This window comes from Streptomyces sp. NPDC102462 (genome assembly GCF_044765425.1).
Classification (GTDB): Bacteria; Actinomycetota; Actinomycetes; order Streptomycetales; family Streptomycetaceae; genus Streptomyces.
On the sequence record NZ_JBIWKB010000054.1, the window covers coordinates 48,756 to 63,654 of the forward strand.

General features: G+C 68.2%; 19 protein-coding genes and 1 pseudogene. 6 read left to right on the forward strand and 14 right to left on the reverse strand.

The features are described 5' to 3' along the window. Positions 1-196: 196 nt before the first annotated feature. The gene (locus ACIRFL_RS33950; protein WP_404036312.1) at positions 197-625 is read right to left on the reverse strand and encodes a GAP family protein; all 429 of its coding nucleotides are present in this window, start codon (positions 623-625) and stop codon (positions 197-199) included. A gap of 47 nt (positions 626-672) precedes the next feature. Between ACIRFL_RS33950 and ACIRFL_RS33955 the strand changes: the two genes are divergently transcribed. After that, positions 673-1,404 (forward strand): AraC family transcriptional regulator N-terminal domain-containing protein, encoded by a 732-nt coding sequence (locus ACIRFL_RS33955; RefSeq protein ID WP_404036361.1) that lies wholly within the window; start codon positions 673-675, stop codon positions 1,402-1,404. Positions 1,405-1,655: 251 nt separating this feature from the next. Here ACIRFL_RS33955 and ACIRFL_RS33960 read toward each other — a convergent pair whose 3' ends face one another. The 4 genes from ACIRFL_RS33960 to ACIRFL_RS33975 are packed head-to-tail and all read right to left on the reverse strand — an operon-like array spanning position 1,656 to position 5,041. After that, positions 1,656-2,486, reverse strand: a complete 831-nt coding sequence (locus ACIRFL_RS33960; protein ID WP_404036364.1) for a dioxygenase — start codon at positions 2,484-2,486, stop codon at positions 1,656-1,658. Positions 2,487-2,524: 38 nt separating this feature from the next. After that, on the reverse strand, positions 2,525-3,439 hold the full coding sequence (locus ACIRFL_RS33965; protein WP_404036314.1) for a catechol 1,2-dioxygenase: 915 nt from the start codon (positions 3,437-3,439) through the stop codon (positions 2,525-2,527). 46 nt (positions 3,440-3,485) lie between these two features. Continuing rightward, entirely contained in the window at positions 3,486-4,475 is a 990-nt protein-coding gene (locus ACIRFL_RS33970) for an amidohydrolase family protein (protein WP_404036317.1), read from the reverse strand. Further along, positions 4,475-5,041: an NADPH-dependent FMN reductase gene (locus tag ACIRFL_RS33975; protein ID WP_404036320.1), complete on the reverse strand. Its 567-nt coding sequence runs from the start codon at positions 5,039-5,041 to the stop codon at positions 4,475-4,477. The genes ACIRFL_RS33970 and ACIRFL_RS33975 overlap by 1 nt, the downstream gene beginning before the upstream one ends. Before the next feature lie 113 nt (positions 5,042-5,154). Between ACIRFL_RS33975 and ACIRFL_RS33980 the strand changes: the two genes are divergently transcribed. After that, complete coding sequence (locus ACIRFL_RS33980; protein ID WP_404036323.1) at positions 5,155-5,700, forward strand: MarR family winged helix-turn-helix transcriptional regulator; 546 nt, start codon at positions 5,155-5,157, stop codon at positions 5,698-5,700. Positions 5,701-6,064: 364 nt separating this feature from the next. On the opposite strand, the pseudogene ACIRFL_RS33985 reads toward ACIRFL_RS33980, so the two are convergent. The 3 genes and pseudogenes from ACIRFL_RS33985 to ACIRFL_RS33995 all read right to left on the reverse strand — a co-directional run. Further along, a pseudogene (locus tag ACIRFL_RS33985) lies at positions 6,065-6,241 on the reverse strand (DUF1330 domain-containing protein); the annotation flags it as partial. Between the two features lie 85 nt (positions 6,242-6,326). Then, positions 6,327-7,187, reverse strand: coding sequence for an MBL fold metallo-hydrolase (locus ACIRFL_RS33990; RefSeq protein ID WP_404036326.1), 861 nt, complete (start codon positions 7,185-7,187; stop codon positions 6,327-6,329). Then, positions 7,184-7,936 carry an SDR family NAD(P)-dependent oxidoreductase gene (locus ACIRFL_RS33995; protein ID WP_404036329.1) on the reverse strand — a complete coding sequence of 251 codons (753 nt, stop codon included), beginning with the start codon at positions 7,934-7,936 and terminating at the stop codon, positions 7,184-7,186. The genes ACIRFL_RS33990 and ACIRFL_RS33995 overlap by 4 nt, the downstream gene beginning before the upstream one ends. Before the next feature lie 209 nt (positions 7,937-8,145). On the opposite strand from ACIRFL_RS33995, the gene ACIRFL_RS34000 reads away from it, so the two are divergent. Further along, positions 8,146-8,640, forward strand: coding sequence for a MarR family winged helix-turn-helix transcriptional regulator (locus ACIRFL_RS34000; protein ID WP_404036332.1), 495 nt, complete (start codon positions 8,146-8,148; stop codon positions 8,638-8,640). Between the two features lie 66 nt (positions 8,641-8,706). On the opposite strand, the gene ACIRFL_RS34005 is transcribed toward ACIRFL_RS34000, so the two are convergent. Continuing rightward, positions 8,707-9,006, reverse strand: a complete 300-nt coding sequence (locus ACIRFL_RS34005; RefSeq protein ID WP_404036335.1) for a transposase — start codon at positions 9,004-9,006, stop codon at positions 8,707-8,709. Here ACIRFL_RS34005 and ACIRFL_RS34010 point away from each other — a divergent pair. Next, entirely contained in the window at positions 8,977-9,867 is an 891-nt protein-coding gene (locus ACIRFL_RS34010) for a Tn3 family transposase (protein WP_404036337.1), read from the forward strand. The genes ACIRFL_RS34005 and ACIRFL_RS34010 overlap by 30 nt on opposite strands. Positions 9,868-9,881: 14 nt before the next feature. Here ACIRFL_RS34010 and ACIRFL_RS34015 read toward each other — a convergent pair whose 3' ends face one another. The 3 genes from ACIRFL_RS34015 to ACIRFL_RS34025 all read right to left on the reverse strand — a co-directional run bounded on the left by ACIRFL_RS34015 (position 9,882) and on the right by ACIRFL_RS34025 (position 11,979). Beyond that, a complete protein-coding gene (locus ACIRFL_RS34015; RefSeq protein ID WP_404036340.1) occupies positions 9,882-10,649 on the reverse strand; it encodes an SDR family NAD(P)-dependent oxidoreductase in 768 nt (255 codons plus the stop codon). Between the two features lie 162 nt (positions 10,650-10,811). Continuing rightward, positions 10,812-11,570, reverse strand: coding sequence for an SDR family NAD(P)-dependent oxidoreductase (locus ACIRFL_RS34020; RefSeq protein ID WP_404036343.1), 759 nt, complete (start codon positions 11,568-11,570; stop codon positions 10,812-10,814). A 145-nt stretch (positions 11,571-11,715) separates the two neighbouring features. Further along, the gene (locus tag ACIRFL_RS34025; protein ID WP_404036346.1) at positions 11,716-11,979 is read right to left on the reverse strand and encodes an Atu4866 domain-containing protein; all 264 of its coding nucleotides are present in this window, start codon (positions 11,977-11,979) and stop codon (positions 11,716-11,718) included. A gap of 139 nt (positions 11,980-12,118) precedes the next feature. Here ACIRFL_RS34025 and ACIRFL_RS34030 point away from each other — a divergent pair, with 139 nt between their 5' ends. Both ACIRFL_RS34030 and ACIRFL_RS34035 read left to right on the forward strand, forming a co-directional pair. Next, positions 12,119-13,000 (forward strand): helix-turn-helix transcriptional regulator, encoded by an 882-nt coding sequence (locus ACIRFL_RS34030; protein ID WP_386947556.1) that lies wholly within the window; start codon positions 12,119-12,121, stop codon positions 12,998-13,000. Between the two features lie 184 nt (positions 13,001-13,184). Next, complete coding sequence (locus ACIRFL_RS34035) at positions 13,185-14,012, forward strand: recombinase family protein (protein ID WP_404036350.1); 828 nt, start codon at positions 13,185-13,187, stop codon at positions 14,010-14,012. Between the two features lie 7 nt (positions 14,013-14,019). Here the strand turns inward: ACIRFL_RS34035 and ACIRFL_RS34040 are convergent, their stop codons facing one another. Further along, a complete protein-coding gene (locus tag ACIRFL_RS34040; RefSeq protein WP_404036353.1) occupies positions 14,020-14,502 on the reverse strand; it encodes a helix-turn-helix domain-containing protein in 483 nt (160 codons plus the stop codon). 162 nt (positions 14,503-14,664) lie between these two features. Further along, on the reverse strand, positions 14,665-14,899 hold a 235-nt coding region (locus ACIRFL_RS34045; RefSeq protein WP_404036356.1), incomplete at its 5' end, for an integrase core domain-containing protein.

Sequence of the window (14,899 nt, forward strand, 5' to 3'; positions counted from 1 at the left end):
GTGGGGGCGTTGCCGCCCAGCTGCTGGCGATGGCTTCGGCCTCGGCAACAGTGGAGTAGACCCGTAGCACCTGGTCGGCGCCGCTCGGCCGACGAGCGCCGAAGCTCGGGTGGCCGGGCGGTGAGAATCCCCGGGCCACCCGACCACGCCCCTTGTTGCGCGTCTGTGCTCGGACCGCCACGCATGGGTGGGTATGTCAGGAGGTGAGGATGGAGATGCCGTCTCCGAGCAGTTTCAGCCCGAGGACGAAGAACAGGACGGCCATCACGGCGACATTGTGCTGAGCTGCCCAGTCTTTCCAGCTTCCGAGCGTGGTCTTGGCCCGCTCTCCACCGAGCAGGAACACTCCCAGTGGGGCCAGCAGGCCGAGGCTGGCGATCACAACGAAGATCGCCAGCGATGCGATCTGCTGCCCGACCGGCAGTCCTGCTGAGCCGATAGCGGCGCCTGCGGCGATGGTCAGTGGGGCGTTCTTGGCGTTGAGCGCGGCCAGGGCCAGTCCGAGTGCGAAGATCTTGACCGGCGCGAGGCGGTCGAGCGCGCTCATCCACTTCGGCAGCTGCGCTTGCGAGGGGTCCTTCGGCCGTCGGTGCCATTGCCGGGCGCCGAAGACGGCGAGGAGCACGCCGTCGTGAGACCGTTGCACCGGTCCTCGCTTTCTTCCATCCGACGCTGTATGTCGTCCTCCAAGGCGCTAAAAGGATCATTCTCGGAAGCCGGCAGATCGACTACCACGGTGGCGAGCTCGTGCTGATGGGTGTCGATCTTCCCGCGCTGGTCGAGATCACCGAGGCCACCGAGGAGACTCCCTATCTGGCGGTCGAACTGGCGATTGACCGGCAGGTGCTCGGCGAACTCGTTGCGCAAGTGCCACCCCGCCCGCTGACCCGAGTCCAGGCAGTGGGTGTGTACTCCTTGCCCCCCTCGGCGATTTGCGCGACCCTCCGTTTGCTGCAGTTGATGGAATCTCCAGACGACGCTCGCATCCTTGCGCAGGGCGTAAAGCGCGAGATTTTGTATCGCATACTCAATAGCGATGGCAGGGATGGGCTCCTGCAGATGGTGCGTGCCGAGCAAACGCTTGCCAGCATCGGTCAGGTAACCGACTGGATGCATGACCACCTCGACGCTCCGATCGCCGTCGAAGACATTGCCTCGCGGGCGGAGATGAGCGTGTCAACGTTCTACCGCGCGTTCAAAGAGGCAACAGGCACCACACCTGCGCAGTATCACAAGATGCTGCGTCTGCATGAGGCACGACGACTCGTGGCCCTACGCTCTCGGAGCATGGCCTCCATCTCCGAGGCAGTTGGATACGCCAGCCCAGCCCAGTTCAGCCGCGACTACAAACGTGCGTTCGGATCGGCGCCGATCCACGACGCAAAGAGCTTCAACTACCGGTAGTTCGTCAAATCCGGAGGTCAATGCCTTGTCCTGTGGTGACCGCGTCGATCAGGGCCTGGAGCTCGGAGGGTGGGTCCCTGTCCGTCCAGGCTCGCCACCATCGGTTGAGAGCAGAGGGTCACATCATGCCCAGTTCGTGGACGAGAAGTCCTCCCGAGCAGCGAGGCCCATGAGTGTCATCGCGGAGGTACGGGCACATTGCCTCGACGCTGTGGCCGGCTGGCGCGGGGCCCTTCCTCAGCGGGCTCGGATCAAGCGACTTGGAAGGACCGCTTGGACAGTCCGAACCGGTAGCCCTCAATCGTCGTCCGTACGGGCGCTTCGGCGTCGGTCGCGGCCCCGAGGGTGACGAACAACGGCGTGTAGTGCTCGACGGTCGGGTGCGCGAAGTGCACTGCGGGAGCGAGGCTGCGGTAGCCGGCCAGGGTGTCGACGTCACCGCGGGCGAGGGCGTCAGCCGCCCAGGCGTCGAATTGGGCGGACCAGGACGGCACGACGTTGTGCACGAACTGGTCTCGGGTGAGGAAGGGGACCCCGTGCGTCATGTAACCCGACCCGACCACGAGTACGCCTTCCTCGCGCAGGTCCCGCAACCGGCGGCCGATGTCCATCAGCCGGTCGGGGTCGTGGGTGGGCAGCGACATCTGCAGAACCGGGACGTCGGCGTAGGGGTACATGGTCTTCAACGGGACCCATGCGCCGTGGTCCAGGCCGCGGCCGGTGTGCTGGTGGACTGGTTCGCTGTCCGGCATCGAGGCCGTGACCCGGTCGGCCAGCGCACCGGCGTCCGGTGTCGCGTAGGTCATCCGGAAGTACCGCTGGGCGAAGCCCCCGAAGTCGTAGACCAGCGGCGTGCCCGGGCCCGACGCCGAAAGGCTGAGCGGCGCTGATTCCCAGTGCGCGCTGACGATCAGAATCCCCGTCGGCTTGGGCAGCGCCTGGGACCAGCCGAACAACTCGCTCATCCACGCAGCGTCCTCGAACAGCGCCGGAGAGCCATGGCTGAGGTAGAGCGCGGGCATTGGGCCATCGGCCGGCGTCCAGCGGCGCTGACCGCGGCTGGCAGGAGCCTGCCGACTCATGAACCGGTCGTAGACGGCCGCGGGGTCGACGGCGGCGTTCATACGTACCTCACTGGCTGGGTGGTTGCGGACACGGACTTCGGTCCTGAACCGGCGGCGCCTTCTGGCGTGGGGCGCAGGACGAAGTCGTAGGTGAGGGTGCGGTAAGGCCGGTCGAGGCCGCGCGCGTGGTGGTCGTCGTGGCGGGTGGTGGCCTTGACCGCGTCGTCGGGGACGGGGCCTTCGATGGTGCCGGCGACCAGTGGGTCGCCGTCGAAGTAGATCTGGGTGGTCAGCGGCAGGCACCCGTCGGCGAAGACGATGGAGTGTATGTGCAGCGGGCGCAGGCCGTGCAGCCGCAACCCTCGGATCAGCGCGGCCAGCGGGCTGTCCGTGGCCAGGCCGAAGGTTTCGGTGCCGGGCATCACGGTGCGGAACTCGTAATGGCCGTCGGCGCCGGCGATGACTCTGGCGCGGAGGTTGTCGGCGGGGATGCCGGTGGAGTCGTTGGGGATGTTCAGCGGCTCGAAGTCACTGGTGTCCATGCCGGAATAGACGTTGTTCGCGTCGATCTGCCAGATCTCGAGGGCCGCTCCTGGTAGCGGGGCGCCTGTGGTGGTACGCACGGTCCCGGACACGATGAGGGGTTCGCCGGGTTCGTCCGGGCGCATGGGCAGCACGGCAGGGCTGTGCAGGACGGGAGCGCCGGGGCGGTGGGCGGGGCCTTCCATCTCCCAGTGGCTCGCGCCATCCTTCTCCGGGTGGGCATAGGCCGCGCCCTCGGTTCCTTTGAGGACGGTCTTGTAGAACAGGATGCTCGCTGAGGGCAGTTCGCCTGCGTCGGCGACCTGCTGCAGCCATTCGATGGTCGCGAGTAACTCCTCAAGGGTGACCTGGTGTTTGAGGATCACGTCGTCGATGGCGCGGCGCAGGTCGGCGAACACGACCTGCAGCCGGCTTCGGGACTCGCTCACGTGCGGTGCTCCTTCTCGGTGTGCGATCAGCGTTTCTGGTGCCTGGTCAGCGCCGGATGCCGGCGATGAGGTCCTCCCAGTTCCGGTGGGCGATGCGTTCACGGTCGGCCTCGCCGATCGGCGCCGTTTCCAGGAAGTGCCGCGCGGATCCGGCATGCTCCCTGTTGAACGGGTAGTCGGAGGCGTACATGATCCGCTCGATCCCCACCGTCTCCAGGGTCCATCGCAGGTACTTGTGGCTGGAGATGCCGCCCGGGGTGACGAAGACGTTCGAGCGGAAGTACTCCGCGATCGGGCGCCGCAGGCCGGTGAGCTGGTCCATGGCCGCGATGCGGTCGAGGTAGAACAGCACGACCTCGCCCCAGTGGCCCAGCACGAGTTGCAGCCCGGGGAACCGGTCGAAGACGCCGGCGACGATCATCCGGAGCACGGTCAGCCCGGCGTCGTAGTGCCAGCCGAACGCGCCGGTGGCCAGCATGCTGTCCACCGACGCGCCGAAACCGCGGTAGTAGGCTTCGGTGACGGCCGGGAACGGAACGCTGGGATGCAGGTAGACCGGGACGCGCAGGTCCTCGGCAGCCTCGTAGATCTCCCAGAATTCGGGCGCGTCCAGGGCCCGGCCCCCGGAGTTCGCGTTGACCAGCGTGCCGTTGAGCCCCAGCTCGGTGACCGCGCGCCGCAGTTCGGCGGCCGCGGCCGAGGGAGCGGAGGTGGCGAGCGCCGCGAACCCCTGGAAGCGGTCGGGGTGGCGGCGCACGGCGGCGGAGATCGCGTCGTTCGTGGGCGCCTGCAGGGCGACCGCCTCCGCCGTGTCGAGGTTCTGCAGCCCCGGTGTGGTGAGGGACAGCACGGACACGTCGATCCCGGCGTCGTCCATCGCGGCGATGCGTCCGCTGTCGAGGTCCAGCAACGCCGGCGTGATCTCACTGGCGACGGCCCACTTCATCATCGGCTCAGCGAGCTGGGGGTCGCGCCGCTTCCATGCCTCGATCACGTCGGCGGTGACGAAGTGCTCCTCGAGCCCGTAGAGCTTCATCAAGACTCTCGGACGGACTTGAGCGCGCCGGCCCAGGACTCGAGCTGGTCGAACAGGACGGAGGCTTGGTTGTCGTACATCGGGGAGGGCTTGAACGCCGAGAAGTTCTCGAAGTCGGTGAGCAACGAGAAGGAGAGCTGCTGGCGCACGTGGGCCAGTTGCAGCTCGCTGGAAATCGCCCGCAGGTGCTCGATCGCCCGCGTACCGCCGAGCGAGCCGTACGACACGAAGGCGGCGGCCTTGTTGTTCCACTCCGAGTAGAGGTAGTCGATGGCGTTCTTCAGCACTCCCGAGGTCGAGTGGTTGTACTCCGGGGTGACGAAGATGTACCCGTCGAACTCCTTGATCCTGGCGGACCAGGCCTTCGTGTGCTCGCCCGCGTACACGCCCCGGCTCGCAGGCACGGTCTCGTCCAGGTGCGGCAGAGGGTGGTCGAGCAGGTCGATCAGCTCGTACTCGGCGTTGGCGCGCTCCTTGGCCCTGGTCAGCACCCAGTTCGCCACCGCTTCGCCGTTACGGCCGGGGCGGGTGCTGCCGAGGATGACGGCTATCTTCAGGTTGCTCATGGACGATCCTTCCGATCTGAACGGAATGCTCACTTGAATGTTCAAGTGTCAGCCTAGGCTGCTTCGCGTGAAAGTTCAAGTCAGGACCTCGGTGGCGTCGGTAGACTGCGCACATGTCTGTCTCAGGGGAGTCCGAGGGGTCCGAGCCGCGCTGGCTCACCGGTGACCAGCTGGCGGCGTGGCGCGGGTTCATGAGGCTCCTTCAGCGTCTGCCTGCGGCGCTGGAGTCGCAGCTCCAGCAGGACTCGAAGCTCAGCTTCATCGAGTACCACGTGCTGGCGCACCTGTCCGACCAGCCCGAGCGCCGCATGAGGATGAGCGAGCTCGCGCTTCTGGCCAACACGGAACTGTCCCGCCTGTCCCACATGATCGGCCGGCTGGAGAATCGCGGGTTCGTGCGTCGCGAGCCGGACCCGCACAACGGGCGTTACACGCAGGCGATCCTGACCGACGCCGGCTACGCCTACCTGGCAGGCGCGGCGCCTGGGCACGTGGCCCGGGTGCTGGACCTGTTCGTCGACGTCCTGGACCCGGACGAACTGCGGACGCTGCACCGGATCTCCGAGAAGGTGCTCGCCCGCATCGAGCACGCACAAGGCCAGACGACGAGCGCCCGCCGGGCGGACCGGCCCGCGGAGGACGGGGCCCGGGCCGAGTGACGGGCGAGGCCTCGGCCGGGTGCTGGGGTCCTCTCATCGGCGGGCTCTCTCACGGACCTCGCAGCGCGCGGGGAGGGAGCGTCTGACGTGTTGAATCGAGCGCAGGCGCTCGGTCCGCAGCCGCGTTACTGAGGTCGGCTCTTCGAGGTGACGAGGTGTCGGTACGAGGCAGCCTGGGTGCGCCTCTTCCCGGACGAGCGCCAGATCGGCGACGTCGCCCCCGCCGATATGGCGGAGGTGATCGGTGTCTGACATCCACGGCCGGCGTCAGAGCCCCTGGACGATCAGCCGCTTGCTGTCCGTGTTCCGGATGCGCAGGGGGTGATCGCCCGGTACTCCGGGGAGTCCTTCCACGCACAGCGGCCAGTTCGGGGAACTCGACCAGGACGAGCGGCCTCGGTTCCCACCCGCCCTCCACGACCTCGATCTCGCTGCCTCGGGTCAGGTAGCGGCCGCCGTAGGGCTCGGGCGTCGCCACCACCTTCGACCGGTACTCGGCCAGTTCCTCGGCGCTGCCGGTCAGTTGCACGTCTGCGATCACGTATCGGGACGTGAGCAGACCCTCCAGGCCCCACGGATCCTGATCAAGGCCTGCCCATCCGTCGTCCTTCCTGCGTCCTGCGCCATCAGCTGTGGCCTGCGTAGAGGGCCTGGCCGCTGCCCCAGAGGCTGCTGCGGTTGAGGTGGTCCGGATACCGCTGGGCCATGGCCTCGTAGAAGCCCTGCGCCGTCGGCTCCACCCTGAGCAGTTCCTCGGCGTCGTCGAGGTAGCGACGGGTCCCGAGGATCTGTCGCTCGGCGTCGTCGTCGTGGTCCCGGTTCTTGTGGCCTGCGACGAGGTTGCGCGCGCCCAGGGTCTCGACCACGTCGATGGCGTGGCGCCATGCGGCGAGGCCTCCGTCACGGGATTCGACGAGGTACTGGTGGACCCCGTCGTAGACGACGTCGCCGGCGACGACGAGGTCGAGGTCGGGGACGTGCAGCACGCTGGTGTCGTCGGTGTCGCTGTGCCCGACCTCGATGACACGCAGCTCGTGTCCTTCGAGGAGGATCCGGTTGCCGAGCTCCTCGACGGCGGTGGCGGTGACGGACGAGTCCGGGATCTGTCCGGGCAGGATGCGGTCCCAGAATCCCGCGCGCGTCTGGGCGGCGCGGTGCATCTGCTCGATGGTCGACGACGTGGCTACCACCTGGGCGCCGGGGAACCGTTCGGCGATGCTCGCGGCGCTGAACCAGTGGTCGCCGTGCGCGTGGGTGGAGAAGATGTAGGTCAGCTTCCTGCCGCCGGCCTGCACCCGCTCCGCGACGAAGTCCGCCTGGGTAGCGGTGAGCGGGGGGTCGACGAGGACCGCCTCGTCGCGGCCGAGGATCAGCGTCGTGGAGACCGGCGCCCAGGTGCGGGCGCCCCCGTCCGGCAGGAGATCTGGAAGGGCGAGCGGGATGCTCTCGGAGACCAGGACCTCGTAGGTCAGACCGGTGGCGTTCACAGGGCGGCTCCGAAAGTTCCGAAGGAGACGAGGGCGGCCTCGGCCTGGGCCGAGTCGTGCAACTGCACCTGGCGGCCGGGCTGGGTCGAGGCGGAGGCGGCGACGGCGACCGCGCCGATCTGCGCGGACGTCACCTGGGCGGGGTCGGAGGTTTCGACGAAGCGGGTGGCTACGGGGCCGAGCTCGAGCAGGAACACCCGCTTGGCGCCCTGCAGCTCGGCGGCGAGCACCTGCTGCATCATCAGGAGCGCGGTCTGCTCCATGCTCACCAGCCCGCTGCCGGGTATTGGGAAGTGGGCGGACTGGCCTACGACCACCGAGTACGCGCCCTGGTCCGTCATCCGGGGCAGGGCGGCGCGTTGCACGGCCATGTGCGCGGTCGCCGGGTCCACGAAGGCGGCCTGCCAGTCCACCTCGTCGATCTCCCACAACTGCTTGCCGTGCCACCAGCCGCCGATCGGAGCGACGACGTCGTCCACGCCGCCAAGGCGCTCGACCATGGTCGTGACAAGCGTCTCGGCGCCCGCGAAGGTCGTGTAGTCGCACTCGAACAGGTGCAGACGCTCGGTCGCCGCCTTGCCGAGCAGGGCACGGAACTCCTCCGCGCGCTCCTGGCTGCGCGTGGGCACCACGACCTGGGCGCCGGCGGCGAGGTAGGCGCGCACCGCACCCTCCCCCACTCCTCCGGTACCGCCGGGGATCAGGACGCGCCGTTCGGAAAGGTCGGGGAGCGAGGTGTGGTCGGACATGGAACTGCCTCCTTGGCAGGGCTGAGCTTGTGGATCCGGGGTCGCTGGGTCCGGGCCCATGGGCCTGGATTGAGGACTCCGGACTCGGTGAGTGCGAATCAGCAAGGCTGGACCGACGACGGACCGCCGGCTTTATGTTGGGCCACCCAACGTTGGCTCAGCCAACGTAACACAATTCTGTGGGGCATCCCAACGGTTACAGTGAGGACATGAGCAGCGCTGAGGAGATGAGCACCAGTGGAGGGACGGGCGAGGCGGAGGACGACCTCCAGGCGCCCGCACGACTGCGGGCACTCACCAGCTGGCAGGCCAACAAGGTGTCCACGGTCGGAGCGCGTATGACAGCGCGCCACATGCCGCTGACCGCACGCGCCGACTTCGCCGTCCTTGCCGCCCTGGAGGAGTACGGCCCGCTCAGCCAGGCCGATCTCGGCAGGCGGCTCGGCCTGGACCGCAACGACGTCAGCGGCATCGTGAAGCGGCTCGAGTCCGGGGGCCATGTCGACCGTCGCTCCGACCCGGAGGATCGACGCCGCAATGTCGTCACTGTGAACCGGGCGGGCCTGCACCACCTTGACGAGATCCAGTCCCACGCCGACCAGGCCCAGGCCGAACTGCTGGCAGGACTGGACGCCGACGAGCGTCGGCAGCTCCACGCCCTCCTGGCGAAAACCCTGGAGGCACACCGGCATGAGCCTGCCTGATGGCCCGAGCGGCCCGGAGGGTCCTGACCCCGGATGTTGGACACGGGGTTACCTGAGATCAGCGTTTCAGGGTGACGGTGGTGGGTCGAGGTCGAGGTCGAGTCCGGTTCCGGCGAGGAAGCCGTCGAGGACAGCGGGTCGGTACTGCAGACGTTTGAGTCGGTTGCAGACCAGGGTCTCAAGGCGGTCGAGGGCTACCGAGGCGAGGTTGGCCAGGCTGCGCTTGACGTGTGCCCACAGCCCTTCCACCGGGTACAACTCCGGTGAGTAGGCCGGCGGCAGGAACACCGTGAGCCAGCACCGGTCATCGATCATCTTGCGCATGGCACGGGAGACATGGGTGTTCAGCCGGTCCCACACCAGCACGATGGGCGCCTTGACCTCGAAGCAAATCCATCCCCCGCAGGCCGCCCGTGCTACGTCGATACCCACGGTGCGAGCGTCGTTGGGTTCGCCTTCACCGAGCTGCTCAGCTTCCGCCTGCTGCCGCGTCTGAAGAACATCGGCAGTATCCGCCTGTACCGTCCGGACGACACCCCGCTCGGCTGGCCCGCACTCGGACCCTCCCTGACGCGGCCGATCCGCTGGGACCTGATCGAGCAGCAGTACGACCAGATGGTGAAGTACGCCACCGCGCTCCGGCTCGGGACGGCGGAGGCCGAGCAGGTTCTGTGGCGCTTCACCCGCGGCGGCCCCAAGCACCCGACCTACCAGGCTCTCGAAGAACTCGGCCGCGCAGTTCGTACGGTCTTCGCCTGCGATTACCTGGCCAGTCCTGGCCTGCGCCGGGAGATCCACGGCGGGCTTCAGGTCGTGGAGAACTGGAACAGCGCGAACACCGTGCTCCACTACGGCAAGGACGGCGCCCTGACCGGCCCGGACAAGGAGCACGCCGAGACCTCGATGCTCGCCCTGCACCTGCTCCAGTCCGCGCTCGTGCACGTCAACACCCTGCTGGTGCAGCAGGTCCTGGCCGAACCGGCCTGGGCATCGAGGCTGAGCGACGAGGACCGGCGCGGCCTGACCGCGCTGTTCTGGTCCAACGTCAACCCCTACGGCACCTTCCGCCTGGACATGGACCAGCGACTCGACCTGGGGCTCACGGTGAGCTGCCCCGTGCCCGTGGCGCGACGGACACCGCCGGTCGATCACGTGCGGAGACGCGATGACGAACTTCCGGCAACCCGCCGTCCGGCAGGCAGGGTGGTGTGTCCGAGCAACGGCTGATCGGCCCCGTCACGTCAGACGGCGGTGAAGCCGCCGTCTGCGGGTACCACGGCTCCGGTGATGAAGCTGGAGCGTGGTGAGGCGAGGAAGCAGAGAACCTCGGCGATCTCTTCGGGCTGTGCGACTCGGCCCAGGGGCTGGGCGTCGGCGAACGATGCGAGGTAGGCGCGGCTGTCGGGGCGGATCGTGTCGAGGAAGTCGGTCTCGATGACGCCTGCGGCGACAAGGTTGGCGCGGATGCCCCATGGTCCGCCTTCGACGGCGAGCACCTTGGTCAGTTGGGCCAGGGCGCCTTTGGACGCGCTGTAGGCGGCGCCTTCGGGCAGGGCGACCGTGCCGGCGTAGGACCCGGTGCTGACGATGCTCCCGCCGCCGCGACTCCGCATGGCCCGGAAGGCTTCTCGGGCGCAGAGGAAGGATCCGCGGGCGTTGACGGCCATCACGGTGTCCCAGTCCTCGGCGGTGGTTTCGGTGACGGGTTTGTTCAGGGTGCGTCCGGCGTTGTTCACCAGGATGTCCAGTCCTCCGAAGGCGTCCCGCGCCGAGCGGACCGCGTGGACGGCGGTCTCCTCCCGCGTAATGTCGCCCCGCATCGCGAGTACGCCGGGGAATTCGTCCCCCAGGGTCGTGACGTCGGGACGCAGGTCGACGGCGACGACGCGGGCGCCTCTGGCATGGAGCAGTGCCACGGTCTCCTTGCCCACGCCGCGCGCGGCCCCGGTGACCAGGGCGGTCTTCCCGGCGAACTCGGATGCTTCGGCAGACGCGGCGGTGGGCGTCATGATGAGGTCCTCTCGTAAAGATCGGGGTCGCGCGCAGTTTCCCGCGCCGGCTGTCTGGGCTGCTGTACGGTCACGCACTCACGAGGCAGACGGCACAGAAGATGAGCGCGCTCGCCGTGCGTGCGCATGGGAGGCGTCGTGGACGCCCGGCGGGCGGGTTGTTCAGTGTGCGGTGAGGCCGCCGTCGACGACGAGTTCCGAGCCGGTGATGAAGGAGGAGTCGTCGCTGGCGAGGAAGAGGATCGCGGGGGCGACCTCATCGGCGCGGCCGGCTCGGCGCATGGGGGTGCGCTGGATGTCCGGTTGCTGGTCGCCCTGCTCGTCCAGGAGGTCCTGGATCATCGGTGTGGCGACCACTCCGGGATGTATCGAGTTGACCCGCACGCCCTGCCGTGCGTACTCGACCGCGGCCGTCTTGCTCAGCAGGCGCACCGCGCCCTTCGACGCCTGGTAGGCCGCGGCCGCGCCGCTGCCCACCAGGCCGAGCACGGACGAGGTGTTGATCACCGACGCGTTGCCGCTCGCTCGCAGCAGCGGCATCGCCGCCTTCATACCGAGCCAGGTGCCTTTCTGGTTCACGTCGATCACGCGGTCCCACACCTCCTCCCGCGTGTCCTCGATGCCCGGCCAGTCCAGGATTCCGGCGAGGTTCACCAGGACGTCCAGCACGCCGAAACGATCGCGTACGAGGGCCGTCACCTCCTCCCACTCCCGGGCGGAGGAGACATCGAGGAGGGCGGTCGCCACCTCCGCGCCACCCGCCTCGATGCGCCGCGCCAGCTTCTGGAGGGGTTCCCGGGCTACATCGGTGATCACCAGCCGGGCGCCCTCCTGGGCGAAGAGTTCGGCGGTCGCCGCACCGATCCCCCCGGTCGCGCCCGTGATCAGGGCCACCTTGCCCTTAAGACGTCGTCCGGTCATGAATACGGTCCTTCCCTTGCGTTTGATACGTCTGTCAGCGACTGCTGCCTGCCTCGGCAGTCGGTCCGCTCCCACGAGGAGTCGGTCTCCCCGACCGGAGCAGCTGCTGCCCGAACCCCGTTGTCCCGCTACGCTCGCCGCCCCACTACGACGACCTCTGCTCCCGGTGGAGCACGAGGTGTTCGTGGTAGAGCACTCCGTCGCGGATGTCCCCTGTGGCGGTGAACCCGGTGTCGTCGACGTAGTCCAGGTGACTACCGGTGACCGTGTAACGGCCGGTGTACGCACTGGCCCGCTCGCCGCGAGCCTCGTCGTAACGGCCGTCCGGCAGCAGCTCCTGCCGAATGTGCCCGTCCTCGGTCACCCACATACCGACCACATCCACGTGGCTGTCCTCGATCGCGGCCATGGCGGCCCCCTCTCCTCGAACGGTGCGGTCCCTCCCGCTCCACCGAGTCTGCGCAGGTCAGCGGCGACCAACCAGGACGCATGCTGCCTGGGTGCACCACACCCAGGCAGCCCACCGGCGCGCCGCCTAGCCTGAAGACATGGACGACAACCATCTGGGGGACTTCCTGCGCGCACGCCGCGCCGCCCTGCGCCCGCACGACGTCGGCATGCCGAGCCACGGGACCCGCAGAGTCGCCGGACTGCGCCGCGAGGAGGTCGCCGTCCTGGCCGGAGTGAACGCCGACTACTACACCCGCCTCGAACAAGGCCGCGAACGCAACCCCTCGCCCCAGGTGATCGACGCCCTCAGCCACGCGCTGCACCTCGACGAGGACGCCAGGGCGCACCTGTACCGGCTGGCTGGGGCCACGCCCGGCGACCGACTCTCGCCTCACTCCACCGGGCGCGTCAGCCCCGCCCTGCGACAGCTGATGGACGGCTACCCCAACACCCCGGCGTTCGTCATGAACCGAACCCTCGACCTCCTCGCAGTCAACGCGCTGGCCCAGGCCCTTTACTCGGCGTTCACCCCGGCGGACAACCTCGCCCGCATGACCTTCCTCGACCCCGCCGGCCCTACCTTCTACACGGACTGGAACCGGGCGGCACAAGCCACCGTCGCCAACCTCCGCGAGGCGACCGGCTTCGAACCGGACAACCCGCGGCTGCGCGAACTCGTCGGCACCCTCACCGAGCACAGCGCGGACTTCGCGCGCCTGTGGCAGTCCCATACCGTGCGAGGCAAGACGCAGGACGCCAAACACTTCCTCCACCCGGACGTCGGTCCGCTCACGCTCACCTACCAGGCGTTCGACGTACGCGAGGCACCCGGCCAGCAGCTCGTCATCTACCACGCCGAACCGGGCAGCCCCAGCGCCCACTCCCTCCACCTGCTCGGCTCCCTCCACGCCACCCGGCGCCAAGACCGCTCTCAGCACACAGCTGATCAGCCAACACAACCCGGAGACCCGCACCGATAGTGCGACTTCGCCTCAGCGCGTTTCATAGGTGGTCGCTCGTGAAACACCCGCCCGCCCGATAGTCCACCTGCGGCGATTATGTTTCATGAGTTGTTGCAGACAGACTGGACTTCTGACACACCCTCATGAAGCGGCCTGGGGCGTGAGCGACGACTTCAAGCGCGTGGAATCGCACGACTGCCCGATGTCTACCTGCACCGCCCCGGCGGGCTCCCCGTGCCGGACCGGCAAGGGCAATGCGGCCATCCAGTACCACACCGCCCGCTTCCGCCTCGTGCCCCACCTCGCCAAGGCGCTCAGCGTGCCGACCCCCGCCGTACGCAGGCCGGGGTCTGCGTGGACCGAACTACCCCGGCCCGTGAGCGCCGGCGCCGGACCCCTCGGACACGTCCGCCTCGGCTGCGCACGGGCCTCGACCGCCCGGCGGTCCCTCGACGCACAGCTCGACTCCCTCGTCGAGGCTGAGGTCACGCGCATCTTCTCGGAGAAGATCTCCACCCGCGCCACCCGGCGCCCCGAGTTGGAGGCCGCCGTCAAGCTCGCCGGGGAGATCCGCTCCTCCGGCGTCGCCGTCACCCTCGTCGTCCACGAGCACAAACGACTCGGCCGCGGCATCGAACTCGCCATGCTCGCCGAGGAACTGAAGGCGAGCGACGTCGGCCTGGAGTACCTCACCGGCGAGCTGAAAGGCTCGCACGACCCCTCCGGCATTGTGTTCACCGTGCTCGCGGCTATGTGCGGGATGGAGCACGAGTACATCCGCGACCGCACCCTCGAAGGACACGAGTCCGCCCGCAAGCGCGGCAAGACCATCGGCGGCGCGGGCGCCACCGACCCGGACATGCTGTCCATGGCCCTCCACCTGCGCGACCAGGAGATGAGCCTGCGCGACATCGCCAAGCGGCTCGTCATCACCACCGGCACGAAGAAGGGCCAGCACCCCTCACCCGCCACCGTCATGCGAATGCTCCGCGAGCACGATGAGAAGGCCGCCACGACGGCGAGCGTATGATCACCCGCTACATTGCGGCTGGTGTCTGAGCTAGGACACCGGGGCCGTATGGCGAGAGCTTGTTCCGCTGCCCGCTCGGTCCACGGGAGGCCAGCGCCGCCGACCCCGCGTCCTTCCACATCCGGTGCCACTGATAGGCCGGCTTCCGGCTCACCCGCAGCCGCTGGGCGACCTCAGGTGGCTTCACCTCCTGGGCGAACAACTCGGCGGCCTCGGTCCGCACCGACTCCCGACGCTGAAGCCCCTCGGCCGTCCGCCCACCCCCATCCGCATACCGCACATACCACGGTCTACAGCCAGCGCCAACAAGCTCGCAGCGAAACTGACGCCTCGTCACCCCGAAGAGCCGACCTTTTTTGTAAGAGCGCTGCGGGACGCCAACCGCAAACTGCACGAGGAGAACGAACGGCTTCGCAACGAACTCGCAGTGGCCCTCGGCCAGCTCCGAGACCTCCGCCGAGGCATCGGTGCATCCGTTGACTGAGCGCATCAGCCTCGCGGCTAACCCTAGTGATGCGCCGGTCCCGGACCAGCCAGATGAAGACTCACAGTCTTTCGTCAAGCTCGACGCCGAGCTCTACAAGAAAACGCAACACCATCGAGCGGCCTATCAACAAGATGAAGGGCCTTGGCCCCGAATCCTGGACACGGGTTATGCGGCTGGTGCCAGCGTAGTTGATGTTGTTTCGGACGCTGCCTCGTAAGCGATCGGGCTGCGGTATCCGAGGCGGGAGTGACGGCGTCGGGTGTTGTAGCGGTGCAGCCAGCGGAACGCTTCGAGGCGGGCTTCGTGCTCGCTGGACCAGTGCTTGCGATCCTGGAGCGTCTCGCGTTTGAACGTCGCGTTGAAGGACTCGGCGAGTGCGTTGTCCGCCGAGCTGCCGATC

Excerpts from the sequence above, each read along its gene's own strand:
- ACIRFL_RS33970 (WP_404036317.1), bottom strand. The coding sequence starts at position 4,475 with ATGAAGCTCTACGGGCTCGAGGAGCACTTCGTCACCGCCGACGTGATC.
- ACIRFL_RS34000 (WP_404036332.1), top strand. The coding sequence starts at position 8,146 with ATGAGCAGCGCTGAGGAGATGAGCACCAGTGGAGGGACGGGCGAGGCG.
- ACIRFL_RS33975 (WP_404036320.1), bottom strand. The coding sequence starts at position 5,041 with ATGAGCAACCTGAAGATAGCCGTCATCCTCGGCAGCACCCGCCCCGGC.
- ACIRFL_RS33980 (WP_404036323.1), top strand. The coding sequence starts at position 5,155 with ATGTCTGTCTCAGGGGAGTCCGAGGGGTCCGAGCCGCGCTGGCTCACC.
- ACIRFL_RS34015 (WP_404036340.1), bottom strand. The coding sequence starts at position 10,649 with ATGACGCCCACCGCCGCGTCTGCCGAAGCATCCGAGTTCGCCGGGAAG.
- ACIRFL_RS34020 (WP_404036343.1), bottom strand. The coding sequence starts at position 11,570 with ATGACCGGACGACGTCTTAAGGGCAAGGTGGCCCTGATCACGGGCGCG.
- ACIRFL_RS34010 (WP_404036337.1), top strand. The coding sequence starts at position 8,977 with ATGGGTGTTCAGCCGGTCCCACACCAGCACGATGGGCGCCTTGACCTC.
- ACIRFL_RS34025 (WP_404036346.1), bottom strand. The coding sequence starts at position 11,979 with ATGGCCGCGATCGAGGACAGCCACGTGGATGTGGTCGGTATGTGGGTG.
- ACIRFL_RS34040 (WP_404036353.1), bottom strand. The coding sequence starts at position 14,502 with ATGCGCTCAGTCAACGGATGCACCGATGCCTCGGCGGAGGTCTCGGAG.
- ACIRFL_RS33960 (WP_404036364.1), bottom strand. The coding sequence starts at position 2,486 with ATGAGTCGGCAGGCTCCTGCCAGCCGCGGTCAGCGCCGCTGGACGCCG.
- ACIRFL_RS34035 (WP_404036350.1), top strand. The coding sequence starts at position 13,185 with ATGTCTACCTGCACCGCCCCGGCGGGCTCCCCGTGCCGGACCGGCAAG.
- ACIRFL_RS34030 (WP_386947556.1), top strand. The coding sequence starts at position 12,119 with ATGGACGACAACCATCTGGGGGACTTCCTGCGCGCACGCCGCGCCGCC.
- ACIRFL_RS33995 (WP_404036329.1), bottom strand. The coding sequence starts at position 7,936 with ATGTCCGACCACACCTCGCTCCCCGACCTTTCCGAACGGCGCGTCCTG.